General features: G+C 70.0%; 20 protein-coding genes. 10 read left to right on the forward strand and 10 right to left on the reverse strand.

Features of this window, described 5'->3' with window-relative positions:
- Positions 1-115: 115 nt before the first annotated feature.
- The gene (locus BM436_RS02860; RefSeq protein ID WP_093553657.1) at positions 116-1240 is read right to left on the reverse strand and encodes an HD domain-containing phosphohydrolase; all 1125 of its coding nucleotides are present in this window, start codon (positions 1238-1240) and stop codon (positions 116-118) included.
- Positions 1241-1308: 68 nt separating this feature from the next.
- Positions 1309-1590, reverse strand: coding sequence for a hypothetical protein (locus BM436_RS02865; RefSeq protein WP_093553288.1), 282 nt, complete (start codon positions 1588-1590; stop codon positions 1309-1311).
- 127 nt (positions 1591-1717) lie between these two features.
- Between BM436_RS02865 and BM436_RS02870 the strand changes: the two genes are divergently transcribed.
- A complete protein-coding gene (locus BM436_RS02870) occupies positions 1718-2188 on the forward strand; it encodes a MarR family winged helix-turn-helix transcriptional regulator (protein WP_093553290.1) in 471 nt (156 codons plus the stop codon).
- A gap of 65 nt (positions 2189-2253) precedes the next feature.
- Complete coding sequence (locus tag BM436_RS02875) at positions 2254-2517, forward strand: hypothetical protein (RefSeq protein ID WP_093553292.1); 264 nt, start codon at positions 2254-2256, stop codon at positions 2515-2517.
- Here BM436_RS02875 and BM436_RS02880 read toward each other — a convergent pair.
- Entirely contained in the window at positions 2510-4057 is a 1548-nt protein-coding gene (locus BM436_RS02880; RefSeq protein ID WP_177306910.1) for a class I SAM-dependent methyltransferase, read from the reverse strand. The genes BM436_RS02875 and BM436_RS02880 overlap by 8 nt on opposite strands.
- Positions 4058-4195: 138 nt before the next feature.
- Between BM436_RS02880 and BM436_RS02885 the strand changes: the two genes are divergently transcribed.
- The 8 genes from BM436_RS02885 to BM436_RS02920 all read left to right on the forward strand — a co-directional run bounded on the left by BM436_RS02885 (position 4196) and on the right by BM436_RS02920 (position 14753).
- The gene (locus BM436_RS02885) at positions 4196-4927 is read left to right on the forward strand and encodes a 2OG-Fe dioxygenase family protein (RefSeq protein ID WP_093553296.1); all 732 of its coding nucleotides are present in this window, start codon (positions 4196-4198) and stop codon (positions 4925-4927) included.
- Positions 4928-5008: 81 nt separating this feature from the next.
- The gene (locus tag BM436_RS02890) at positions 5009-6361 is read left to right on the forward strand and encodes a hybrid sensor histidine kinase/response regulator (protein ID WP_093553298.1); all 1353 of its coding nucleotides are present in this window, start codon (positions 5009-5011) and stop codon (positions 6359-6361) included.
- 28 nt (positions 6362-6389) lie between these two features.
- A complete protein-coding gene (locus BM436_RS02895; RefSeq protein ID WP_093553300.1) occupies positions 6390-7205 on the forward strand; it encodes a response regulator in 816 nt (271 codons plus the stop codon).
- Between the two features lie 297 nt (positions 7206-7502).
- Entirely contained in the window at positions 7503-8120 is a 618-nt protein-coding gene (locus BM436_RS02900; protein ID WP_143132934.1) for a PEP-CTERM sorting domain-containing protein, read from the forward strand.
- 204 nt (positions 8121-8324) lie between these two features.
- Positions 8325-8996, forward strand: coding sequence for a CerR family C-terminal domain-containing protein (locus BM436_RS02905; RefSeq protein WP_093553304.1), 672 nt, complete (start codon positions 8325-8327; stop codon positions 8994-8996).
- A complete protein-coding gene (locus BM436_RS02910) occupies positions 8989-10422 on the forward strand; it encodes an efflux transporter outer membrane subunit (protein WP_093553306.1) in 1434 nt (477 codons plus the stop codon). Before BM436_RS02905 ends, BM436_RS02910 begins: the two co-directional genes overlap by 8 nt.
- A gap of 11 nt (positions 10423-10433) precedes the next feature.
- Positions 10434-11600 (forward strand): efflux RND transporter periplasmic adaptor subunit, encoded by a 1167-nt coding sequence (locus BM436_RS02915; protein WP_093553659.1) that lies wholly within the window; start codon positions 10434-10436, stop codon positions 11598-11600.
- A gap of 9 nt (positions 11601-11609) precedes the next feature.
- Entirely contained in the window at positions 11610-14753 is a 3144-nt protein-coding gene (locus BM436_RS02920; RefSeq protein ID WP_093553308.1) for an efflux RND transporter permease subunit, read from the forward strand.
- Between the two features lie 35 nt (positions 14754-14788).
- Here BM436_RS02920 and BM436_RS02925 read toward each other — a convergent pair whose 3' ends face one another.
- The 7 genes from BM436_RS02925 to BM436_RS02955 all read right to left on the reverse strand — a co-directional run bounded on the left by BM436_RS02925 (position 14789) and on the right by BM436_RS02955 (position 24222).
- Positions 14789-16270, reverse strand: coding sequence for an efflux transporter outer membrane subunit (locus BM436_RS02925; RefSeq protein ID WP_093553310.1), 1482 nt, complete (start codon positions 16268-16270; stop codon positions 14789-14791).
- On the reverse strand, positions 16267-17439 hold the full coding sequence (locus BM436_RS02930) for an HlyD family secretion protein (protein WP_093553312.1): 1173 nt from the start codon (positions 17437-17439) through the stop codon (positions 16267-16269). Before BM436_RS02930 ends, BM436_RS02925 begins: the two co-directional genes overlap by 4 nt.
- The gene (locus BM436_RS02935; RefSeq protein ID WP_093553314.1) at positions 17436-19112 is read right to left on the reverse strand and encodes an MFS transporter; all 1677 of its coding nucleotides are present in this window, start codon (positions 19110-19112) and stop codon (positions 17436-17438) included. Before BM436_RS02935 ends, BM436_RS02930 begins: the two co-directional genes overlap by 4 nt.
- A 99-nt stretch (positions 19113-19211) precedes the next feature.
- A complete protein-coding gene (locus BM436_RS02940; RefSeq protein WP_093553316.1) occupies positions 19212-21515 on the reverse strand; it encodes a catalase in 2304 nt (767 codons plus the stop codon).
- A gap of 126 nt (positions 21516-21641) precedes the next feature.
- On the reverse strand, positions 21642-22616 hold the full coding sequence (locus BM436_RS02945; RefSeq protein WP_093553318.1) for a hypothetical protein: 975 nt from the start codon (positions 22614-22616) through the stop codon (positions 21642-21644).
- A 136-nt stretch (positions 22617-22752) separates the two neighbouring features.
- Entirely contained in the window at positions 22753-23172 is a 420-nt protein-coding gene (locus tag BM436_RS02950) for a hypothetical protein (protein WP_093553320.1), read from the reverse strand.
- 129 nt (positions 23173-23301) lie between these two features.
- Complete coding sequence (locus BM436_RS02955; protein ID WP_093553322.1) at positions 23302-24222, reverse strand: LysR family transcriptional regulator; 921 nt, start codon at positions 24220-24222, stop codon at positions 23302-23304.
- Positions 24223-24288 lie beyond the last annotated feature (66 nt).

The raw sequence follows: 24288 nt of genomic DNA on the forward strand, positions 1-24288 counted from the left end.
GCTCCGGACCGGGGCGGCGGCCGCGCCGGCCGCCTGTATGCATCGACTATAGTGCAGATTGATGTATGAAAGCAACTACCCGGGCGTAAATGCCACGCGGCCCCGGCTGCTCCGGTTATTCCTGCGCGGCGTCCTGGAACTCGGCCGCGATGGCCATGAACTCCTCCTCCACCATCAGCATGGCGTCCACAACGTCCGGGTCGAAGTGCTCGCCGCTGCCTTGGCGTATCAGCTCGATGGCGGTCTCGTGGGTGAAGGCGGGCTTGTAGACCCGCCTGGAGATGAGCGCGTCGTACACGTCGGCCACCGCCATCAGCCGCGCCGAGACCGGGATCGCCTCGCCCTCCAGCCCCTGCGGGTAGCCGGAGCCGTCGAACTTCTCCTGGTGCGAATAGGCGATCTCGCGCGCGAAGCGCAGGAAGTTGTTGGAAAAGCCCAGGTGCTGCTCGACGTCGGCGATGGCGTCGCGGCCGTACACCGTGTGCAGCTTCATCTGCTCGAACTCCTCCGCCGTCAGGCGTCCCGGCTTCAGCAGGATGGCGTCCGGGATGCCGACCTTGCCGATGTCGTGCAGCGGCGCGGCCTGGTACAGGAAGCCGATGTTGCGGTTGCTGAGCTCGTGCTTGAAGCGGGGGTGGCCCTGCAGCTGGCGCGCCAGGGTGGACACGTAGTGCTGCACGCGGCGGATGTGGTTGGCGGTCTCGTAGTCGCGCGTCTCGGCCAGCGAGGCCATGGCCCAGATCACCGCGTCCACCATCTGCGTCAGCTCGTGCGTGGTTTCGCTGACCAGCTCCTCCAGGTGCAGGCGCTGGTGGCGCAGCAGTTCGTGGGCGCGGGTCAGCCCCAGATGGGTGGCCACCCGCGCCAGCACCGCCTCCGGCACCAGCGGCGTGTTGATGACCTCGGAGGCGCCCTCGCGGAAGCAGCGCTGCTCCTGCTCGGCCTGGCCCTCGCCCACCATCAGGATCACGGGCATGGCGGCCGTGTCGGGATTGCGCCGCAACTGCTGGCAGACCGACACGCCGTCCAGCTCGGGCAGCGCGGCGTCCAGCAACAGCAGGTCCGGGCGCGGCACCTGCTGGGCGATGCGCAGCACGGCGCGGCCGTCGCCGGCCAGCTTGACCTCGTATTGATCCTGCAGCAAGCCGTTCAGCCAGAGCAGCTTGTCCGGCGCGGCGTCGGCGATCAGGATGATCGCCTTCGTGTGGTCCACCCTGTGCCCATCCTTGTGCTCATTCATCTGCGCGGTCCCCGTCACTGTCGCTGTCGCTGTCACTTACCAGACAGCATGATAGCAGGGGCCGGCCCTCATTCGCACAGCGCCGGCGTGCCGTCTTCGAGCAGGGCGCCGAAGCAGCGCGTGCAGTGGTAGCAGAACAGGTGGGCCACGCGCACATTGTCCTGGCGCAGCACCAGCTGCAGCTGGCCCTGGCGGCAGGCCGGGCAGAATTCGCGCATGCTGCCGCAGGCTTCGACATTGTCCGCCAGGTAGGTGTCGTCGAGGCGTTCGCCGTCGACCACCGCCAGCGGATCGAGTTCAACCAGCATCAGCGTCGGCGCTTCGCTCCGGTGCTCGGGTGTCCATTTCATCGCGATATCCCCCGCCGCTTTGTGGGTCAGCGGCATCAATAACGATAAGACATGTGTCCCGCGCTGACAAGCGAAACTTTGCACGCCGAGCTTGCAATTTAATAGTGCACTATCTATACTGCGGCGGATGGACGCCCCTCACGACACCCCCGCCACCCCCGCCCTGAACCAGGTGCCCCGCCTGGACGCGCAGCTGTGCTTCGCGCTGTATTCCACCTCGCTGGCGATGAACAAGCTGTACCGCAAACTGCTGCGCAAGCTGGGGCTGACGTACTCGCAATACCTGGTGATGATGGTGCTGTGGGAGCGCGACGAGCTGACCGTGTCCGAGGTGGGCGAGCGCCTGTTCCTCGATTCGGCCACGCTGACCCCGCTGCTCAAGCGCATGGAGCAGGCCGAGCTGCTGACCCGCACCCGCTGCCCGAACGACGAGCGCCAGGTCATCATCGCCCTCACCGCGCGCGGCGACCGCCTGCGCGAGGAGGCGGCCCTGCTGCCGGCCGAGATCATCGGCGCCACGCAGTGCACGCTGGAGCAGGTGGTAGGCATGAAGGAACAGCTCAACACCCTGCGCGCCAGCCTGATGAAAAGCGTTTGAGCGCAAGCGCCGGTTGCCCGCTTTTTAAGCGTATTATTGCTCCATCCACACGTTTGGAGCACGCCATGAACACCCCCGCCCCACCCGAACCAGCGGACGACGCCACGGCGCCTTCCTTCGCGCCTTCTTTCGTCGCGCTGCACGCCGAATCGGTGTGGCAGGTGCTGCGCGAGCATCCGCGCGCGCTGCGCCAGGCGCGCCAGATCGTGCCCGCCGGCCCGCACCTGGAGATGCGGGTGGAGGCCGACGCGCGCACCATCTTCGAGCTCAACCTCGCCCTGGAGGCGGTGGACCCCGGCTGCGGCATCGTGTTCGCCGAGGCTAAATAATCCCCAGCTGGCGCCACAGCGGCAATTGCCGCGTCAGCGCGCGGCGCACGGTGGGCGCCAGCGCCGCCAGGTTGTCGGCGTCCGACTGCAGCACCACCCCGTCCTTCTGCAGATAGCGCCCCTGCTCGCGCATCGCCTGCCACACGCGCCGGCCCACGCCGTCGCTGTCGTCCGGGTCCAGCCCCTCGCTCAAGGCCAGGTAGACCAGCCGCTCGATGTGGCTGGCCTGCAGTCCGCCGCCCAGCGCCGGCGAGCACAGTATCTTGTGGTCGTCGCCGTAGCGCGCCAGCCTGGCCAGCGCGCGGTTCAGCGCGAGGGCTGCTTGTGTGTCCCCCGCGGCGTCCCCGGCGGCGCCCCAGCCGATGGCGGTCTGGCCCGAGGCTGTCAGCAACACGGCGATCTGCGTCACGTTGGCGTGCGACTGGCCGGCCAGCGCCGGCAGCGCGCGCAGTTCGGCGATGCTGTGCGGCCGCTGGGCCAGCGCGTCCAGCACCGGCTCGTACAGGCCGGGCACGCCCTCGAGCTCGCCGAACGTCAGCTTCAGCTTGAGCGTCGTCTCGCCGCGCGGACGCGTCAGGTGGAGCGTCGCCGCGCCCAGGCACTCGGCCTGGCGCAGCGACGTCATGCGGCGCGCGCCACGCACGAACACGTCCTTGCGGAAGCCGGTGTTGAGCAGGTAGTCCTTCATGGTCTCGCGCATCACCGGCGTCTTCATGCCGCCGATCAGGCCCAGCCGCTCGGCGTCGAACACCAGGTCCGGGTAGCGCAGCGACAGGTCGCTGGAGCCGGCGAAGTCGAGCTTGGCCGCCGCCAGGTCGCGCACCACGTCGGCGTGGTACAGCGGCTGCCACTGGCGGTGCATATACTCGTGCACCAGGTAGTGGCGGTCGCCCTGCTCGATCGCGGCCAGGCGCTGCTTCGCGCCGGGATTGCCGGTGAAATAGCCGGCCTGCAGCGCGTCCATGCGCTGCAGCAGCCGGGTGCCGGCCTGGAACTGCGCGTCGCCGCGGTCCGGATGGGTGTCGGCGAACTCCACCAGCAGGCGCTGCAGCGGCAGCGCGGCGGTCCAGCCCGGCATGGCGTTGTAGCTGACGTAGACCACGCCGCCCGGCTTCAGGTAACGGTCGATGAAGCGCACGATGTGGGCCTGGTTGGCCGGCGTGACCCAGGTGTAGATGCCGTGCAGGGTGATGAAGTCGAAGCCGGGCAGCTCGTGGCCGCCGTCGGCCAGCGTCTCGAAGCTGGCCTCCAGCAAGGTCAGATTGTCCAGCCCCGCGGCGCGCGCCAGTTCGCGCGCGCCGGACACGTGGGCCGGATTGAAATCGGCGGCGTAGAAGCGGCCGCGCGGATGGGCGGCGGCCAGCGCGGTGACCGTCAGGCCGCGCCCGAAGCCCAGTTCGCAATAGGTGAAGCCGTCCCCGAGCGGCACCGGCTCCACGCCGTGCGCGGCGCACACCAGGTTCAGCTGCGCGGGACTTTGCTCGGGGTAGTAGCCGCAGGTGTATTCCACTTCGGAATTGTAGCCCTCGGTCCAATCCATAGACGACTCCATTATGACGTTGACAAGTGGCGCTACTCTATATGGGCATATGGCAAATGTATACATGGCCACCAAGCAAGAGGGCGCTTCCCGTCGTAAAATACGTGACGATCCGCCATTGCCACCACCGCCCGCCCCATGACTTCCCACGCCCCCATCCACACCTCCCCCGACCGTCTCGCCGAGGCCCTGCGCGGCGACGGCTACGCGCTGCTGCGGCCGGCCGACGTCGCCGCGCTGGCCGGCTGCCGGCTCGACGAGCTGGACGCGCTGCTGCCCAGCTGGGACACGCTGGCCCTGGACGGCTACCTGAAGGACGGCGGCCGCTACCGCCGCCGCCGCCACTCGTGCTTCGTGCAGCGGGACGGCGAGCTGGTCCAGACCCCGCACCGCGCGCACTGGCAGCCGCTGGAATACAACGCGCTGCACGGCGGCATGCGCCGCCTGTTCGAGCCGGTGCTGCCGGAGACGGCCGCCAACCCGGCCTGGCGCAAGCTGCTGGCCGCCGTCGGCGACGCCTGCTCCGCCGCGCGCGGCGCCCGCCCCTGGTACGTGGAGGCGCACCAGTTCCGCATCGACACCACCGACGGCATCGGCCGTCCCACGCCGGAGGGCGCGCACCGCGACGGCGTCGATTTCGTGGCCGTGCTGCTGATCAGCCGGCACGGCATCAAGGGCGGCGAGACGCGCGTGTTCGAGGCCGACGGGCCGAACGGCAAACGCTTCACGATGACCGAGCCGTGGACCATGCTGCTGCTCGACGACGCCACCGTGATCCACGAATCGACCCCCATCCAGCCGCTGGGGGAACACGGCCACCGCGACACGCTGGTGCTCACCTACCGCGCCGGCGATTTCCAGGGCGGCTAGCCGCGCACGCATGCCCGAAAGTTCACTATTGCATGTAAATTCCTATATAGTCATAGCGAGAAAAATACTCGGAGGCGGTCTGTGGACTCCACTTATGAGATAGAACCGGACGAAATCGAGATCCTCATCGTCGAGGACAGTCCCACCCAGGCCGAACGGCTGCGCCGCCTGATCCAGTCGGTGCGCTACAAGGCGCGCGTGGCCGGCAACGGCCGCCTGGCGCTGGACGCGATCCGCGAGCGCAAGCCGCACCTGGTGCTGTCCGACATCGTGATGCCCGAGATGGACGGCTACGAGCTGTGCCGCGCCATCAAGTCCGACGGCGCGCTGCGCGACATCCCCGTCATCCTGGTCACCTCGCTGACCGACCCCAAGGACATCATCCGCGGCATCGAGTGCGGCGCCGACAACTTCATCCGCAAGCCATACGCGGAGGACTACCTGCTGAACCGCATCGGCCACATGCTGGTGAACCAGAAGCTGCGCAAGAACCAGAACATGGAGGTCGGCATCGCCCTCTACCTGGGCGACCAGAAGCACTTCATCAACGCCGAGCGGCAGCAGATCCTGGACCTGCTGATCTCCACCTACGAGCAGGCGGTGCAGGTCAACAGCGAGCTGCAGGCGCGCGAGCGGCAGGTGATCGAACTGAACATGCGGCTGGCGCACCACGCCGGCGAGCTGGAAACCATCAACCGCGAGATCGCGCTGAAGAACCTGGAGCTGGCCGAGGCCAGCCGCATGAAGTCGGCCTTCATCGCCAACATGTCGCACGAGCTGCGCACGCCGCTCAACGCCATCATCGGCTTCACCGGCGCGCTGCTGATGAAGCTGCCCGGCCCGCTGACGGGGGAGCAGGACAAGCAGCTCAACACCATCCGCAACAGCGCGCGCCATCTGCTCTCGCTGATCAACGACATCCTCGACGTGGCCAAGATCGAGGCCGGCAAGGTCACCCTGACCACCGAGGCCGTGCAGTGCCAGGACCTGATCGCCGAGGTGGCCGACACCTTGCGCCCGCTGGCCGCGCAAAAGGGCCTGGCGCTGGAGGTGGACCTGGCGCCGCAGCCCATCACGCTCAACACCGACCGCCGCGCGCTGGCGCAGATCCTGATCAACCTGGCCAACAACGCCATCAAGTTCACCGAGAAGGGCACGGTGCGCGTCAGCCTGAGCCAGCGCGCCGACGGCGACGCGCTGCTGACCGAGTTCGCCGTGGCCGACAGCGGCGCCGGCATCCGCCAGGAGGACCAGGCCAAGCTGTTCCAGGCCTTCTCGCAGCTGGACTCGACCTCCACCCGGCACGTGGAGGGCGCGGGCCTGGGCCTGTACCTGTGCCAGAACCTGGCCAACCTGATCGGCGGCTCGCTGTTCTTCAGCAGCGACTTCGGCCACGGCAGCACCTTCACGCTGGCCATGAAAACCCGCAGGTAAACCGGCGCACCCACGGCGAAGGAGCGGTATGGCGGCACGCGTGCTGATAATCGAGGACAACCAGGCCAATATGGACCTGATGTCCTATCTGCTGGACGCGTTCGGGCACCAGCCCCTGTGCGCCTACGACGGCGTGCACGGGCTGGAGATGGCGCGCGGCGAACTGCCGGACCTGGTCATCTGCGACATCCACCTGCCCCGCCTGGACGGCTACGGCGTGGTGCGCGCGCTGAAGGCCGATCCGGCCACGCGGGCCATCCCGGTGCTGGCCGCCAGCGCGCTGCCGGTCGACGACGGCGGCGCCGCGCTGCGCGCGGCCGGCTTCGACGGCCACCTGCCCAAATCCCTGGAACCGGACACGCTGATGCCGTCCGTGGAAGCCTTCCTGCCCGCCGCGCTGCGCGCCACGCATCAGCCCAGCGCCCACAACGAGGCGGGCGCCGCGCCCGCGTCGGCACCGGCCCGGGCCCGCGTGCTGCTGCTGGACGGGGCGCCGGCCAACTGCGGCCTGGTGGCCAGCATCGCCGCCCACCTGGGCTACGCGCCGACGGTGGTGGCGGACGCCGCCCAGGCCGACGCCTGCGCCGGCCAGCCCTTCGACCTGCTGCTGTGCGACCTGGACACCACGCGCGGCGCCGCCGACCCCGCGTTCGCCGCCCTGCTGGCCGACGTGCTGCGGCGCCGGCCCGCGCTGCCGGTGGTGCTGATACGCTCGGCCGCCGACGACCAGGTGGCGCTCGCGCTGCCGGACAGCCCGGGCGGCCGTCCGCCGCTGCCGCTGGCCCATCCGCTGGAGCCGCGCGAGCTGGCGGACGCGCTGGCGCGCTGCCTGGCGCGGACCTGACCCACCACGCATCCGCGCCGCGCGCCCCTCCCCTAAGGAATAGGCGGCACCTAGTAGTTTTACGGTATTGCGGCGCAGCATGGATCGGCCTATATTGGAACTGTCTCCTCCAACCGTTCCTCGAACAATTGGATTCAGCCCGCACCCGATGCGGGCTTTTTTTCGCCCGTCGTCAGAAAAGCTTACATGTTTCCGAAGTAAAAACATTATCATAAAGCTACTCGGTTGATTCTTAACCCTTCTCAAGCATGGGAACGGAGCTTGCTTGATCCCGTGTAGACCACCTTCGGAGGATATATGCTCAAACTATTGGCAACCCTGCTGTTGTCCCTGGCCGCCTGCGCGGCCGGCGCGGCGCCCATCGTGACTGGCGGATCGAGCTACTCGGTGTTTCTGGCCGGTTCCGCCAGCGGCGACGCGACCTTCATGACCAACACCTTCGACGGCTTGACGGAGGTGTTCGCGCGCGCCGGCCACGATGTCGGCGTCAACGACGGCGAGACGGCGCTGGGCCTCGGCCAGCACCGCATCCTCCTGCAGGGCTCCGCCACCGGCGACATGTTCCCGTCCCCGGGGGAGACCGCCCTGATCGGCGTGGGCATAGACGGCAACGGCCTGGACTTCTCGATGGCCGTCTACCTGCGGGACGCGCGCATCCGCTACTACAGCGACGGCGTGGAGGTGTTCGAGACCGGCAACCTGGCCGACGACTACCGGGCCTACTTCCCCTACGCCTGGAGCGGCGAGTTCGCCGCCGCCGGCGTGGTGTTCGGCGTCGGCAACATGGGCGGCATCAACGCCGATAGTTTCGAACTGGACTTCCTGGTGGCGGAACTGCCCGAGCCGGGCACGCCCGCCCTGATGGCGCTGGCGCTGCTGGCGATGGCCTGCGCGTCGCGCCGGCGCCGCGGCTGACCACAGGCGCCCGCCCCCTCCCCTCCCCTCGCCGTCCCCCCGCCAAACCCGGATATGAGAGCCATCCCGCGCGATGCTCTCATGTTTGTCCCCAGCGATGTCGTAATACCATTGCTCTTTCGCCTACTCCCGCTTGCTGAAAAAACTTAATCAAACGATCGATTAAGTTATATCAATCGCTTGAATTTGTGGTTAAATAGCAAGATGAACGAAAAACAGAAGCCCAAAAAACAGCGCTCCGACGGCGAGCAATCGCGCGAACGGCTGCTGGCGGCCGCCATGCGCCTGTTCGCCGAACAGGGCTACGCGCGCGCCTCCACGCGCGAGATCGCGCTGGCGGCGGGCGCCAACGTGGCCGCCATCAGCTATTACTTCGGCGACAAGGCCGGCCTGTACCGCGCCACCTTCCGCGACTTCACGCCCTCGCCCGAGGAGAACATCGCCCGCTACGAACAGCCGCACTTCACGCTGCGCCAGTCGCTCGAGGGCTTCTTCGGCCAGATGCTGGAGCCCTTCCTGCAGGGGGAGAAGGCCGAGCTGTGCAGCCGCCTGTGGTTCCGCGAGATGCTCGAGCCCACCGGCGTGTGGGAGAGCGAGATCGAAAACGGCATCCGGCCCGAGCACCAGGCGCTGTCGCGGGTGCTGGCGCGCCACCTGGGGCTGGCGCGGCCGGACGACGAGACCCACCGCCTGGCCTTGAGCGTCGGCTCGTTGGCCCTGCTGCTGATGATGTCCAGCGACGTGGTGGCCAAGCTCCAGCCGCAACTGCTGGAGGGGGCGGACGCGATCCCGCAATGGATACGCCGCTTGAGTGACTACGCCGAGGCCATGGTGGCATCGGAAAAAACAAGAATAGAAGGATGCGCACATGAATAAACTTACCCACGGCGGCGCGCCCCTGGCGCTGGCCATGGCCCTGGCGCTGTCCGGCTGCGCGCTGACCGCGCCGCCGGCCAAGGTGGAGGCGGCCGCGCCCGCGCAATGGCAGGCGCCGCTGCCGCACAACGGCAGCCTGACCGACCTGTCGGGCTGGTGGCGCGGCCAGGGCGACGCGCTGCTGGCGCAGCTGGTCGACGCGGCGCAGGCGGCCAGCCCCACGCTGGGCCAGGCGCGCGCCCGCGTCGCCCAGTCTCGCGCCGAGCGCGTGGCCGCCGGCGCGGCGCTGGTCCCCGGCGTGGACTTCGGCGCCAGCGTGCAGCGCATGAGCCAGCAGTCCGCCATTCCCACCGGCACCACCATCCAGGGCGCGCTGCAGGCCTCGTGGGAGATCGACGTGTTCGGCGGCGGCCGCGCCGCGCGCGACGCGGCCCAGGCGCGGCTGGACGGCGCCAACGCCGGCTGGCACGAGGCGCGCGTGTCGGTGGCGGCGGAGACGGCCAACCAGTACTACGCCCTGCGCGCCTGCGAGCAGCTGCAGCTGGTGGCCGCGCAGGACGCCGGCTCGCGCGCCCACACCGCGCGCCTGGTCGAATTGAGCAGCAAGGCCGGCTTCACGGCGCCGGCCGACGCCGCGCTGGCGCGCGCCAGCGCGGCCGACGGCCGCAACCGCGCCAACGCGCAACGCGCCGCCTGCGACAACGCCGTCAAGGCGCTGGTGGCGCTGACCGCCATCGCGGAACCGGAGCTGCGCCAAAAACTGGCCGCCAGCCCGGCGGTGCCTGCGCCCGCCGTGGCCATCGCCGCGCTGCCGGCCCAGGTGCTGGCGCAACGGCCGGACGTGTACAGCGCCGAACGGGACGTGGCGGCCGCCAGCTTCGACGTGGGCGGCGCCCAGGCGCAGCGCTGGCCGCGCGTCAGCCTGGCCGGCTCGATCGGCGCGGCCAACTTCCGCACCGGCGGCGAGAACACCCAGCTCGACACCTGGACCGTCGGCCCGCTGGCGGTGCAGATCCCCGTCTTCGACGCCGGCCGCCGCCGCGCCAACGTGGACGCCGCGCGCGCCCGCTACGACGCGGCCGTGCTGCAGTACCAGGGCAGCGTGCGCAACGCGGTGCGCGAGGTGGAGCAGGCCATCGTCACGCTCAACAGCACCAGCGAGCGCGCCAACGACGCGCAGGCGGCGCTGCAGGGCTACCGCGCCGCTTTCGCGGCCGCCGAGGACCGCCAGAAGAACGGCCTGGCCAGCCTGCTGGACCTGGAGGATGCGCGCCGCCTGCGCCTGGCCGCCGAGAACACCGTGGTGAGCCTGCAGCAGGAGCGCAGCGCCGCCTGGATCGCGCTGTACCGCGCCGCCGGCGGCGGCTGGAACGCCGCCGCAGCAGCCCCCCCTTCGTCCGCGCCCGCCCCCACGAACACTCAATGAACGACACGACCATGAAAACCATCAAACCACTGGTGCTGGCGCTGGCCGCCGCCTTTTGCCTGCAAGCGGGCCACGCCTTCGCGGCCGACGAGAAGAAGGACGCGCCCAAGGCCGCGCTGACCGTCACCACCGCCAAGCCCTCGACCTCGCGCCTGCCCATCACGCTCACCGCCAACGGCAACATCAGCGCTTGGCAGGAGGCCAGCATCGGCAGCGAATCGAACGGCCTGCGCCTGACCGAGGTGCGCGTCAACGTCGGCGACGTGGTCGAGAAGGGCGAGCTGCTGGCCTCCTTCTCGGCCGACACCGTCAACGCCGACCTGGCCCAGGCCCGCGCCGCACTGATGGAGGCCGAGGCCAACGCCGCCGAGGCCAGCGCCAACGCCGCGCGCGCCCGCTCGCTGGACGCCAGCGGCGCCCTGAGCGCGCAGCAGATCAGCCAATACCTGACCGCCGAGCAGACCGCCAAGGCCCGCATCGCGTCGGCCAAGGCCGCGCTGGCGACCCAACAGCTGCGCCTGAAGTACACCCGGGTGGTGGCGCCGGACAGCGGCGTGATCTCGGCCCGCGGCGCCACCGTCGGCGCCGTGGTGGGCGCCGGCACGGAGCTGTTCCGCATGATCCGCCAGGGCCGCCTGGAGTGGCGCGCCGAGGTGACGGCCGCCGACCTGTCCAGGATCCGTCCCGGCGCCGGCGCCGTCGTCAAGGCCGCCAGCGGCGAGGAACTGAGCGGCAAGGTGCGCGTGGTGGCGCCGACGGTCGACCCGCAGAACCGCTACGCGCTGGTGTACGTGGACCTGCCGGCCCCCAAGGGCCGCGACGCGGCCGCCTTCAAGGCCGGCATGTTCGCCAGCGGCCGGTTCAACCTGGGCGCCTCCGAGGCCATGACGCTGCCGCAGCAGGCGGTGGTGGTGCGCGACGGCTTCAACTACGTGTTCCGCCTGAACCCGGACAAGCGCGTCAGCCGCGTCAAGGTGCAGACCGGCCGCCGGCTGGCCGACAGCGTGGAGATCACCGGCGGCATCGACGCCGCCACGCAGGTGGTGGTCAGCGGCGCCGGCTTCCTGAACGACGGCGACCTGGTGAACAACGTCACCGCCGCGCCCATCAAGCCCGCGGCGGCGCCCGGCGCAACCGGCGGTGCCGGCGGCGCCGCCAAAACCGCCAAGTTGCGCTAAGGAGCGGACGTGAATTTCTCCTCCCTATCGATCAAGCACCCGATCCCGGCGATCATGCTGTTCGCGCTGCTGTCCCTGGCGGGCGTGCTGGCGTACAAGCTCAATCCGGTGCAGGACTTCCCCGACATCCAGCTGCCCGTCGTCATCGTCAACGCCAACCTGCCGGGCGCCGCCCCGGCCCAGCTGGAAACCGAGGTGGCGCGCAAGATCGAGGACGCCATCGCGCCGCTGCAGGGCATCAAGAACATCCACACCACGGTGCTGGACGGCGCCGCCACGCTGACGGTGGAGTTCAACCTCGAGAAGAACATCTCCGACGCCGTCAACGAGGTGCGCGACGCCGTGGCCCAGGTGCGGGCCGACATGCCGGGCGAGCTGCGCGACCCGGTCGTCAACAAGGTGTCGACCGCCGGCCGTCCGGTGCTGACCTACACGGCGGCGGCCAAGGCCGACGCCGCGGCGGGCGCCAGCAAGGCGGCCGACATCCAGGACGTCAGCTGGTTCGTCGACAACGACGTCACCAAGCGCCTGCTGGCGGTCAAGGGCGTGGGCGCCGTCAAGCGCGTCGGCGGCGCGCAGCGCGAGATCCGCGTGGAGCTGGACGACGCGCGCATGGCCGGCCTGCGGGTGTCCGCGCTGGATGTGTCGCGCCAGCTGCGCCAGGTGCAGCGCGAGGCGCCCGGCGGGCGCGGCGACGTGGGCGGCGCCGAGCAGTCGGTGCGCACCATCGGCACCGTGCAAAGCGCGGCCGAGCTGGGCGCCATGGACATCCCGCTGCCGGACGGCCGCCACGTGCGGCTGGACCAGGTGGCCACCATCTCCGACACCGTCTCCGAAACGCGCGCCGTGGCCGAGCAGGATGGCAAGCGCGTGGTCGGCTTCGAGGTGTTCCGCACCAAGGGCGCCAGCGAAACCCAGGTCTCGGAGGACGTCAAGGCCGCGATCGAGGAATTGCGCCTGAAATACCCGGGCTACGGCCTGGCGCTGTCGATCGACAACGCCTTCCCCATCGAGGAGAACTTCGACGGCTCGATGGAACTGCTGTACGAGGGCGCGCTGCTGGCCGTGCTGGTGGTGTGGTGGTTCCTGCGCGACTGGCGCGCCACCCTGGTGGCCGCCGCCGCGCTGCCGCTGTCGGTACTGCCGGCTTTCCTCGGCATCTACTGGTTCGGCTACACGCTCAACACCGTGACCTTGCTGTCGATGGCGCTGGTGGTGGGCGTGCTGGTGGACGACGCCATCGTCGAGATCGAGAACATCGAGCGCCATCTGCGCATGGGCAAGACGCCGTTCGAGGCGGCCATGGAGGCGGCCGACGAGATCGGCATGGCGGTGATCGCCACCACCTTCGCGCTGGTGGCCGTGTTCCTGCCCACCGCCTTCATGGGCGGCATACCCGGCCTGTTCTTCAAGCAGTTCGGCTGGACCGCCGTGCTGGCCGTGCTGGCCTCGCTGGTGGTGGCCCGCCTGCTGACGCCGATGATGGCGGCCTACCTGCTCAAGCCCAAGGTCCACGCCGAGGAAAAGGACGGCTGGATCATGCGGCGCTACATCCGCCTGATGCGCTGGTGCCTGACGCACCGCCTGGTCACGGCGCTGGCCTCGGGCGCCTTCTTCATCGGCTCCATCATGCTGGTGCCGCTGCTGCCGACCGGCTTCGTGCCGCCGTCCGACCGCGGCCAGACCCAGGTCACGGTGGAACTGCCGCCCGGCTCCACGCTGTCGGAGACGCGCGCGGTGGCCGAACAGGCGCGCCTGGCCGCGATGGAGGTGAAGGGCGTGAAAGGCGTGTTCAGCTCCATCGGCGGCGGCTCCAGCGGCGATGCCTTCGCCCCGGGCGCCGCGGCCGAGGCGCGCCGCGCCGTGCTGACCCTGACCACCGTGCACCGCGACGACCGCAAGGAATCGATGCAGGCGCTGGAGGACGGCATCCGCGCACGCCTGGACAACATCCCCGGCGCCCGCTTCACCGTCGGCCCGCAGGACACCGGCGTGAAGATGCAGCTGGTGCTGCAAAGCGAGGACCCGGTGGCGCTGATCGCCTCGGCCCAGAAGGTGGAACGCGAACTGCGCACGCTCAAGGGCATCGGCAACGTCAACTCCAGCGCCTCGCTGGTGCGGCCCGAGATCATCGTGCGGCCCGACTTCGCGCGCGCCGCCGACCTGGGCGTGACCGCCGGCGCCATCGGCGAAACGGTGCGCGTGGCCACCGCCGGCGACTACGACTTCGACCTCACCAAGATGAACCTGCCGGAACGCCAGGTGCCGATCCGCGTCAAGCTGCCCGACGCCGTGCGCGCCGACCTGGCCGCCATCGGCCGCCTCACGGTGCCGGGCAAGAACGGCCCGGTGATGCTGTCCACGGTGGCCGACATCACCATGGAAAGCGGCCCGGCGCAGATCAACCGCCTGAACCGCAGCCGCAACGTGACGCTGGAGGTGGAACTGGGCGGCCGCTCGCTGGGCGAGCTGAACGAGGAGGCCCGCGCGCTGCCGTCGATGAAGGCGCTGCCGCCGTCGGTGCGCATCGCCGAGCTGGGCGACGCGCAGGAGATGGTGGCGCTGTTCGCCAGTTTCGGCCTGGCCATGCTGATCGGCGTGATCTGCATCTACTGCGTGCTGGTGCTGCTGTTCCAGGACTTCCTGCAGCCGGTGACCATCCTGGCCGCGCTGCCGCTGTCGATCGGCGGCGCCTTCGTGGCGCTCTTGGTGACCAACAGCGCGCTGTCGATGCCGTCGATGATAGGCCTGATCATGCTGATGGGGATCGTGACCAAGAACTCCATCCTGCTGGTGGACTACGCCATCATCGCGCGGCGCGAGGGCATGAACCGCTTCGACGCGCTGGTGGACGCCTGCCACAAGCGCAGCCGGCCGATCCTGATGACCACCATCGCGATGGGCGCGGGCATGATGCCGCTGGCCCTGGGCTGGGGCGCCGACCCGAGCTTCCGCGCGCCGATGGCGCGCGCCGTGATCGGCGGCCTGATCACCTCCACCCTGCTGAGCCTGCTGGTGGTGCCCGCCGTGTTCACCTACGTCGACGACGCCGAGCACCTGATGAAGCGCCTGATGGGCAAGCTGCGCCGCCACAAGCATCCGCCGGCCGCCGCCAGGACCGGGCCGGTGGAGGAGACCGCCCCCGCCAAGTAAGCCCGAGCGAGCCGAGCCCCATTTGGCTCAGCTCGCTACTGGCCGCCCCAGCCTCCCCCCAACGCGCGATACAGGTCGACCGATGCGACCAGTACGCGCGTTTTCAATTGCAGGCGCTGCACGTCCGCGTTGTACAGCGTGCGCTGCGCGTCCAGCTCCTCCAGGTAGGACGCGTAGCCGTTGCGGTAGCGGTTGCGCGCGATGCGCAGCGTCTCGGCCGCCGTCTCGCGGCGCGCGTCGTTGCGCTCCGCCTGCTCGCGCAGGCGCAGGATCGCCCCCAGGCCGTTGTCGGTTTCCGCCAGCGCGGCGCGCACGCTGTTCTCGTAGGCGTGGAAGGCCTGGTCGCGCAGCGCCGCCGCCGAATCGGTCTGCGCCTGCGTCCGGCCGCCGTCGAACAGCGGCGCGGCCACCACGCCGGCCAACCGCCACAAGCGCGCGGGGTCGCTCAGCAGCTCGTGGAACACGGTGGACTGCACACCGCCCTGCGCCGTCAAGCGGAACGAGGGCAACAGCTGGTCGTGCGTGGCCGCCAGCGTGGCGCCGGCGGCGGCCAGGGCGCGCCCGGCGCGGGCGATGTCCGGCCTGCGCAACAGCAGGTCGGAGGGCAGCCCGGCCGGCACCGGGGGCGGCGACAGCTCCGACAGCGCCCTGCCCCGCGCGATCGCGCCGGGATTGCCGCCGCACAGGATGGACAACGCGTTCTCCTGTTCGAAGATCTGCCTTTGCAACTGCGGGACCTGTTCGGCGGCGGCCTCGTACTCGGCCTGCGCCTGCAGCCATTCCAGCCGCGAGCTGTAGCCCACCTCGAACTGCCTGCGCGCCAGCTCGCGCGATTGCCCGCGCAGCTTGAGCGTGGCCTGCGTCAGCTCCAGTTGCGCGTCCAGGCCGCGCAGGTTCAGGTAGCCCGAGGCCACGCTGGCCGCCACCGACAGCGCCGCCGCGTCCGCGCTGGCCTGTTCGGCGGCGTAGGCCGCCCGCGCGGCGCCGGTGAGACTGGCCAGCCGGCCCCACACGTCGATCTCATAGCTGGCCTGGAATTCGGCCTGGAACAGGTTCGTCACGTGGGGCGCGCCGTTGTAGGCCAGCGCGCGGGTGCGGACGGGTGCCGCGTCCACGTTCACGGCGGGCTGTTGACCGGCGCGCGCGAGGTCGGTGCGGGCGCGGTAGTCGGCCACGCGGGCGCGGGCGACAAGCAGGTCGCCGTTGCGTTCCAGCGCGCTTTCCACCAGCGCCGTCAGCGCGGGATCGCCGAAGGCCCGCCACCACAGCCGCTCCATCGGCCGCGCGGCGTCCCCGGGGCCGATGGCGGCGCGCCATTCGGCGGGCATCGTCAACGACGCTTGCGGCGCGGGGCCGACCTTGGCCGCGCAGCCGGCCACCAGCATGATCAGCGCCAGTGCAAAAATGCGCACCGGCCGGCCCGAACCGGGGACAGACTCGCGTTCATTGCCCCATGCCTCCGCGACCGCGTGTGGCGCGGCGTGTCCGTCCCCTGGCTTGCGGCCGGCGGATGTCATGGCTTGCCGCCTTTGCCGCCCGCCGGCGCGCTTTGCTCGCGCACCGACGAGGTGTCTATGCTGACCACCACCGACATGCCGGGCCGCAACCGGTGCACGTCCGGCTGGCCGGGGTCTATCTTTATCCGCACCGGAATGCGCTGCGCGATCTTCACGTAGTTGCCGGTCGCGTTGTCCGCCGGGAGCACGCTGAACTCCGATCCCGTTGCCGGCGAAATGCGCTCCACCTGCCCGGTCATGGTGGTGCCGTCCAGCGCGTCCACCTTGAAGGTCGCGCTCTGTCCCACCAGCACGCTGTTCATCTGCGTCTCCTTCAGGTTGGCGATCACCCACATGTGCCGCGGCACGAGTCCCATCAGCTGCGCGCCGCTGTTCACATAGGCGCCCTGCCGCACCGCCACCTGGCCCAACTGGCCATCGGCCGGCGCGGTGATGCGCGTGTTGTCCAAGTCCACCCTGGCGGCCTTCAGCGCCGCCTCCGCGTTCGCCACGGCCGCCTCCAGCGACAGCTTGTTGACCGTCACCGTCTGCGCCGCCTGCTTCGCGATCTCCAGGCTGGCGCGGGCCTGCGCCACGGCGGCCGCCGTCTGCGCCTTGCCGGCCTTTTGCGCGTCCTGCTCGCGCACGGACAGGGAGCCGTCCGCCACCAGCGCGTCCACCCGCGCCAGGTCCGCCACCGAGCGCAGCGACTGCGCCTCCGCGTTGGCCAGCGTGGCCCGGTTCAGCGCGATGGTCGCCTCCGCGCTGTGCCGGGACTGCTCCCAGTTCGCCAGCGCCGCCTTCTGCGCGGCCAGCTGGGCCTGCGCCTGCTCGTAGCGCTGCTGGTAGACGCGGTCGTCGATCCGCACCAGCAGGTCACCCTCGCGCACGGGCTGGAAGTCCTGCACCTTCACCTCCACCACGTAGCCCGACAGCTGCGTGCCGATCACCGTCACCTGCCCGCGCACCAGCGCGTTCTCGGTGGTGACGATGGGGGTGCTGAACGGCGGCAGGCGCCAGGCGTACAGCACCACCAGCACGCCGATCAGCGCCACCAGCAGGAAGCCGGCCCCCGCCAGCCACTGCTGCCGGCTTTCGGGCTGCTGCGCGGCAGCCGGGGCCGGGGCCGTTGCCCCCTGTTGCGGCGGCGGTGCGGAAGGCGCCGCGTCGGGTGGAGTGGTTTTACTCATGTCGATCCCGAATTGTCGAGGGAAACGCCGGCCATGCCGGTCTGCGCGTTTTGCGCCGTGACGGCGGGCTTGTAGGCGGTGCAGATGTTCCACAGATGATGCACCAGCATCCAGGCGATGGTGGCCACCGCCACCACGCCTATCACCAGGAACACGTCGTTGTACGCCAGGATGTTGGCCTCCCGCGTGGCCGCCGCGCCCAGCGCCGCCACGCCCTGCGCGTTGCGTGCCGCCGGATCGCCCAGCGTGCCGGCCAGCGCCGCGCCGGCGGCCTGCACGCGCGCCGCCACCTGCGGATCGAGCAACGTCAGGTGCTCGACCAGCACGCTCGAATGATACTTCTCGCGCAAGACCTGGAAGGTGCCCACCAGCGCGGAACCGAGCAGCCCGCCCAGGTTCTGCGAAATGGTGAACATCAGCGAGAAGCTGATCAGGTTGCGCGGCGCGGCGATCACCGCGCCAAAGCCGGAAACGAAGGTGGGCCCGAGGAAGAAGGTGCCGCCGAAGGCCAGCAGGAACTGGCTGAAATACATCTGCGCCGGGCGCGTGAGGCTGGTGGCGCGGCTGTCCATGAAGGCGCCCGCCGCCATCATCGCCAGCGCGATCATCAGCGAGGGCTGGATGCGCGCGGGCGTGATCGTCAGCGCGCTGACCACCACGCCCGCGACGCTGCCGGCCAGCGTGACCAGCCACAGCGTCTGCATCTGGTCGTTGTTCAGCCCCAGCGCCTGCAGGAAGCCCACCGTGCCGCCGGCCTCGGACTGCACGATCCGTATCAGCAGCACGGACGCCGCCAGCCGCAGCATGTTGCCCGTGCTGAGCCAGCGCGTGTTGAGCAGCGGCGAAGCGCGGTTGTGCTCCACCAGCAGCGCCGCGGCGATCAGCACGATGGCGCCGGCCAGGCTGTAGCCCAGCCACGGCGCCTCCAGCCACCACACCACGCGGCCCAGCGCCAGCACGGCGCACAGCAGCGCCACGCCCGGCGCGAACAGCGCGAAGGTGAGGAAGTCCAGCTTCTCGAAGGCCTTCACGCGGTCGCCCGGCGGCAGCTTGAGCATCAGCACGCAGCCCAGCGCCACCAGCGCCATGCCCAGCTCGAAGAAATACAGGCCGCGCCACTCGCCTATCTCCAGCAGGTCCGACGAGAACAGGCGCGCCAGCGGCAACGCCAGCTGCGCGAAGCCCACGCCCACCACCACGCCCTTCAGGCGGTGCCGCGCCGGGAAGGCCTGCAGCACGTAGTACAGGCCCAGCACCGTCAGCGCGGCGCCGCTCATGCCGTGCGCCGCCCGCACCGCGATGGCCGACGCCAGGCCGTGCACGAACAGGTGGGCCAGCGTGGCCACCGCGTACAGCAGCAGGAACAGCTCGGTGAACAGGCGCAGGCCGAACTGCTGGCGGAACTTCACCAGCAGCAGGTTCATGGAGACGTTGGCCATCACGTAGGCGGCGGGCAGCCACGCGATCTCGGACGCGTACACGCCCAGCGAGCCTTGCAGGTAAGGGAGGTTGACCGTGACCAGCGCGTTGCCCAGCGCGCCGGTGATGGCGACGATGAAGCCGACGATCAGGTAGGCGAGACGGCGCCAGTCCGAGTGCAGCGGCGTGGACGGGGAGCCCGGCAGCAGCGGGCGTTCATGCGGCAGCCATGCTTGCGGTGCGTATTTGTCCATGCCTTCCGATCGCCGTGAGGGTCATGGCGCCAGCATAGCACTGAAGGACGCCGCCGTCCCCCTTCCCAGGGGGAACGGCGGCCGTCGATGCCGTCCGGCTTACACCGCAGGCGGGTCCGTCTCGCGGCGCCATTCGCGGTGGTTGGCGATGGCCTGTTTGAAAGCCACCAGCGCGTCCGCCAGGTCGGCGGGCTCGGTGCCCACCAGCGCCGGGTCGGGCGAGCCGTCGGGCAGCGTGGCGGGCACACCGGCCTTGGCCAGCAGCGCCGTGCCCTGGCCGACCACGAGGATGGCCTTGCAGTGGCGGTACTGCAGCCGCACGAAGTCCAGCGCGTGCGCGTCCCCGCCAAGCGCGCGGGCGGCCTGTTCGCCGTCCGGCACGGCCACGGCGTCGAACAGCACCGGCGGCGCGTTCTCCAGCGTGCGCTCCACCGGGATCGCCTCGCCCGCCGCGCCCTGCACCGCGCCCAGCGTGCCGCCGATGATGTGCGGCACGGCGCCGTCGGCCAGCAGCGAGGCCTGGATGGCGCGCACGCTGTCGCCGTCCACGCCGTTGGCCACCAGGATGGCGACCTGGCGCGTCTTGATGCCCTGCTCGCCCGGCCGCGCCATCAGCGACAGCGGCGGCGAGGGCGGATACGCCGGCAACGGCAGCGAGGTGGCCAGCGGCTGCGGCGCCGGCACCGGCAGGCCCAGGCCCGAGGCCACCGCGTTGACCAGCGTCGCGTCCACGTTCGCCAGCATGGACAGCATGCGCTCGCGGATCGGCGGCACCATCACCTTGCTCAACTCGAAGCGGAAGCCGCCCACGATGTGGGCCTGCTCGGTCGGCGTCTGGCTTTGCCAGAACAGGCGCGCCTGCGAGTAGTGGTCGGCGAACAGTTCCGGCTTGCCGCGCACCTTGTCCTCGGTGACCTGCTGCTGGCGCACGCTGGTGAAGCCGGCCATGCCGGCCTGGAACGGGCAGCCCCCGCCCAGCGAATTAGGCTCGTACGACACCCGGCCGCGGTTCACGGCCTGGCGGTGCATGCCGTCGCGCTGGTTGTTGTGCACCGGGCAGACCGGCGAATTGATCGGGATCTCGTGGAAGTTCGGGCCGCCCAGGCGGCTGATCTGCGTGTCCACATAGGAGTGGATGCGCCCCTGCAGCAGCGGGTCGTTGGTGAAGTCGATGCCCGGCACGATGTGCGCGGTGCAGAACGCCACCTGCTCGGTCTCGGCGAAGAAGTTGTCCGGGTTGCGGTTCAGGACCATGCGGCCCACCTTGCGCAGGGGCACCAGTTCCTCCGGCACGATCTTGGTCGCGTCCAGCACGTCGAAGGGGAACTGGTTGGCCTGGTCCTCGGTGAAGATCTGCAGCGCCAGCTCGTACTCGGGGTAGTTGCCGGACTCGATGGCCTCCCACAGGTCGCGGCGGTGGAAGTCCGGGTCCGCGCCGATGATCTTCTGCGCCTCGTCCCACACCAGCGAATGGGTGCCCAGCAGCGGCAGCCAGTGGAACTTGCAGAACACCGACACGCCCTCCGCGTTCACCAGGCGGAAGGTGTGCACGCCGAAGCCCTGCATGGTGCGGTAGCTGCGCGGGATGGCGCGGTCGGACATGGCCCACATCAGCATGTGCATGGTTTCCGGCATCAGCGAGGCGAAGTCCCAGAAGGTGTCGTGCGCGCTGGCCGCCTGCGGCATGGCGTTGTGGGGCTCGGGCTTCACGGCGTGCACCAGGTCCGGGAACTTCATCGCGTCCTGGATGAAGAACACCGGGATGTTGTTGCCCACCAGGTCCCAGTTGCCCTCGTCCGTGTAGAACTTCACGGCGAAGCCGCGCACGTCGCGCACGGTGTCGGCCGAGCCGCGCTCGCCGGCCACGGTGGAGAAGCGCACGAACACCGGCGTGCGCTTGCCCGCCTGCGCGAACGGCGCGGCGCGCGTGACGTCGCTCAGGTCCTGGTAGGACTCGAAGTAGCCGTGCGCGGCCGAGCCGCGCGCGTGCACGATGCGCTCGGGGATGCGCTCATGGTCGAAGTGCGTGATTTTCTCGCGCAGGATGAAGTCTTCCATCAGCGTCGGGCCGCGCAGGCTGGACTTCAGCGAGTTCTGGTTGTCCCCCACCGGGACGCCCTGGTTGGTGGTCAGGCGCTGGCCGCCGGCGTCGGCGCGCACGCGGTCCAGCGAACCGTCGTTGGCGTTGACGCCCAGCGGCGGCGCGCCCGCGCCCACCTTGGGCGAGGCGTTGGTCTCGGCGGCGCTGCTGGCGGTGGCCTCGGGCGCCACGTTGCCGGCGTGCTGGCCCTCCCGAGGCGTGCGGGCGGCCTCGCCGTGTTCGCCCTCCTTGTTGGCGTTGTAGGGGAATTGCGCAGCCAGGTCGATGGCGCTGGCTGGCGCGTCTTGCTTGGTCTTGGTCATGTGTTCAGCTCCGGAGTGTTGCTTGAATTAGCGAATCAGGGCAATCAGAATGATGATGGGCAGCGGCACACCGAGCATCCATAAGAGGATAGAGCGCATGGCGGGTCTCCTTGACGGTTGATGGAATCAACGGCGCGGCGGCACGCCGTAGTCGCGCTGCTTGCCGCCGAAGGTGGCCGCCAGCGCGGCGATGAAGGCGCCCAGCAGCAGCGCGAAGAACATCCACAGCGCGGACAGCGCGCCGGCCTTGCGCGCCTTGTCGGCGGCGGCCTTGGCCGCCACCTCGGCGTCGTTGCGGGCCTTCACCAGGCTGGCGTACACGTCGTCGACGCGGCGTTCGGCGTCCGACGGTTCCAGGCCGGCGCGCTTGGAGACCAGGCGCGCCAGGTACTGGCGCTCGTCGGCCGGCAGGGCCGTGCCGGTGGCGGCGTTGTCCAGTATGCGCACCAGTTCCGAGCGCAGCGAGGCGCTGGCGGCGTCGGGCACGGGCATCGCGTCCGAGCGCAGCAGCATGTCGGCGTAATAGTCGCTGCCGGGGGCGCCCTTCAGCACGCCGGCCGCCGGGGCCTTGGGCGCCAGCGCGGCGGCCGCCTCCTGCGGCGCGGTGCCGGCCTGGCTCTTGCCGTCGCCGTTCGCCGCCGCCGTGGCGGTGGCCGCGCCGGCGCCGGCGTCGATGGCGCCGCTCAGCACGGCCCGCACGGCGCCCGCCATCAGCGCGGCCGTCAACAGGGTCGCGACCGCCCAGGCCAGCAGGCCGTGCGCGGTGTCGCGGAAATAGACCTCGTCGGCGTGCACGCCGGACCAGCGCGTGCGCAGCCGGCCGGCCATGTAGCCGCCCACGCCGGCCGACGCCAGCTCCATGAAGGAGATCCACAGAATGGTGGACTTGCCGATCGGCGCGTCGCTGTAGGACCAAGGCGACACGGCCGACAGGCCCAGGCCCACGCCCAGCACCAGCAAGATGAACGACAGCGCGGCCGCGGCGGCGGCGCCAGCAATGACAGCACTCCACGACACGCCCGAGTGGCTGGCGTCGGCGGCCGGGATGGCGGCGGCGGACGGCTGACCATACACGGCGGCGTGCGGACCTGGTGTATTCATGAGATATCTCCCCTGTTATAGGTATGGGCGTAACGGCGCCGCCGCGATCTCCAAGGGGCGGCGCGGGCGGCACGGGTGGCGCGAATGGCGCGGGCGGCGCGGCAACGACTTCCCGCGCCCGCCCGGGCTTATCTGCTTATGACTTGCGGGAGCCCAGCAGCTTGGACAGGCCATAGCCGGCGGCGACGGCGACCAGCACCGACGTCATCGGGCTGCCGCGCACATAGCCGCGGCCACTCTCGGTGAGGCGCTTGGCGGCCTCGGTCATCTGCTTGCTGCGCACGTCGAACTCCGCGCCCAGCTTGCCGGCGGTCTCGGCCACCTTGTCGGTGGCGCTGTGGGCGGCGGACGCCAGGCGGTCGGCGGTCGGCTGCACTTTCTCGGCCACCTTGTCCACCGCGGCGTGGGCCGAAGTGGCCAGGCGGTCGGCGGTCGGCTGCACCTTGTCCTTGGTGCTCTCGATGGCGCCGTGCAAATCGGCGCGGGTCTCGCGGCCGATCGAGGTGATGGTGTCGGGCTTGCCGGCGGTGCCGGTGGTGTTGGTGGTGTTTTCCATGATCGGATTCCTCAGTGAATTAATCGGGCTGCATTGCCTGAGTAAAGATAGGCCGATCACCCGGCATGTACCGTGCGGCACCTAACAAACACGGGGAATCGTGGATGCGATATACACCTTATGCCTGAATCACCAGGCGGGCCCGGACCGGGCGCCGCGCGTTGGTCCCTGGAAACTCGCGGCCAGGAACTCGGTGAACACCTTCACCCTCGGCGACATGCGGTGCTTCTCGTGATAGACCGCGTAGATGTCCGCCGGCGGCGACGCGTAATCCTCCAGCACGATTTGCAGCCGTCCCGAGCGCAGGTACTTGGCGATGTCCCATTCCGCGCGCAGCATCAGGCCGTGGCCGTCCAGCGCCCAGTTCAGCGCCACCTCGCCGTCGTTGCTGCTGAGCGTACCGCGCACCTTCACGGTCTGCGAACCGCGCCCCTTGGTGAAGCGCCAGGTGCCGTAGGCGGCGTCGTTCTGGCGCAGCACGATGCAGTTGAAGCGGGCCAGGTCGTTCGGCACCTTGGGCACGCCGAACTTCCTCAGGTACGACGGCGCCGCGCACACCAGGCGCCGGTTGGCCGCGATCATGGTGGCGACCACGCGCGCGTCGGGCACGTCGCCGAAGCGGATGCCGATGTCGAACGCGTCGTCCGCCAGGCTGAGGGGATGGTCGGTGAGCTGCAGCTGCACCTCCACGTCCGGGTAGCGCTTGATGAAGTTGGACACCACGGGCGTGATGTAGGTGCGCCCGAAACCCAGCGGCGCGTTCAGCCGCAACAACCCCTTCGGCGCCGCGCGGTCCTGCGACAGCAGCCGCTCCAGTTCCTCCAGCTCGCCCAGTATCTTCAGGGCGTGGGCGTAATACAGCTCGCCCTCGTCGGTGACGCTGAGGCGGCGCGTGGTGCGGCTCAGCAGCGGCACGCCGAGGTCCTCCTCCAGCCGGGTCAAGCGCTTGCTGACCGAGGCCGGGGTGACACCCAGCTCCCGCGCGGCGGCCGACAGGCTGCCCTCCTTGACGATCCGCACGAAAAACGACAATTCAGACGGCTGTATCATTTGTAACTCCAGGGAACAAGTAGAGTGACTTTACACGCATTCCACGCCGACCGCGCGCACCTACAC

The sequence above is a fragment of the Pseudoduganella namucuonensis genome, from assembly GCF_900116645.1.
Lineage (GTDB): Bacteria > Pseudomonadota > Gammaproteobacteria > Burkholderiales > Burkholderiaceae_D > Rugamonas > Rugamonas namucuonensis.

Excerpts from the sequence above, each read along its gene's own strand:
- BM436_RS02860 (WP_093553657.1), bottom strand. The coding sequence starts at position 1,240 with ATGAATGAGCACAAGGATGGGCACAGGGTGGACCACACGAAGGCGATC.
- BM436_RS02865 (WP_093553288.1), bottom strand. The coding sequence starts at position 1,590 with ATGAAATGGACACCCGAGCACCGGAGCGAAGCGCCGACGCTGATGCTG.
- BM436_RS02870 (WP_093553290.1), top strand. The coding sequence starts at position 1,718 with ATGGACGCCCCTCACGACACCCCCGCCACCCCCGCCCTGAACCAGGTG.
- BM436_RS02875 (WP_093553292.1), top strand. The coding sequence starts at position 2,254 with ATGAACACCCCCGCCCCACCCGAACCAGCGGACGACGCCACGGCGCCT.
- BM436_RS02880 (WP_177306910.1), bottom strand. The coding sequence starts at position 4,057 with ATGGATTGGACCGAGGGCTACAATTCCGAAGTGGAATACACCTGCGGC.
- BM436_RS02885 (WP_093553296.1), top strand. The coding sequence starts at position 4,196 with ATGACTTCCCACGCCCCCATCCACACCTCCCCCGACCGTCTCGCCGAG.
- BM436_RS02895 (WP_093553300.1), top strand. The coding sequence starts at position 6,390 with ATGGCGGCACGCGTGCTGATAATCGAGGACAACCAGGCCAATATGGAC.
- BM436_RS02900 (WP_143132934.1), top strand. The coding sequence starts at position 7,503 with ATGCTCAAACTATTGGCAACCCTGCTGTTGTCCCTGGCCGCCTGCGCG.
- BM436_RS02905 (WP_093553304.1), top strand. The coding sequence starts at position 8,325 with ATGAACGAAAAACAGAAGCCCAAAAAACAGCGCTCCGACGGCGAGCAA.
- BM436_RS02910 (WP_093553306.1), top strand. The coding sequence starts at position 8,989 with ATGAATAAACTTACCCACGGCGGCGCGCCCCTGGCGCTGGCCATGGCC.
- BM436_RS02915 (WP_093553659.1), top strand. The coding sequence starts at position 10,434 with ATGAAAACCATCAAACCACTGGTGCTGGCGCTGGCCGCCGCCTTTTGC.
- BM436_RS02925 (WP_093553310.1), bottom strand. The coding sequence starts at position 16,270 with ATGACATCCGCCGGCCGCAAGCCAGGGGACGGACACGCCGCGCCACAC.
- BM436_RS02930 (WP_093553312.1), bottom strand. The coding sequence starts at position 17,439 with ATGAGTAAAACCACTCCACCCGACGCGGCGCCTTCCGCACCGCCGCCG.
- BM436_RS02935 (WP_093553314.1), bottom strand. The coding sequence starts at position 19,112 with ATGGACAAATACGCACCGCAAGCATGGCTGCCGCATGAACGCCCGCTG.
- BM436_RS02940 (WP_093553316.1), bottom strand. The coding sequence starts at position 21,515 with ATGACCAAGACCAAGCAAGACGCGCCAGCCAGCGCCATCGACCTGGCT.
- BM436_RS02945 (WP_093553318.1), bottom strand. The coding sequence starts at position 22,616 with ATGAATACACCAGGTCCGCACGCCGCCGTGTATGGTCAGCCGTCCGCC.
- BM436_RS02950 (WP_093553320.1), bottom strand. The coding sequence starts at position 23,172 with ATGGAAAACACCACCAACACCACCGGCACCGCCGGCAAGCCCGACACC.
- BM436_RS02955 (WP_093553322.1), bottom strand. The coding sequence starts at position 24,222 with ATGATACAGCCGTCTGAATTGTCGTTTTTCGTGCGGATCGTCAAGGAG.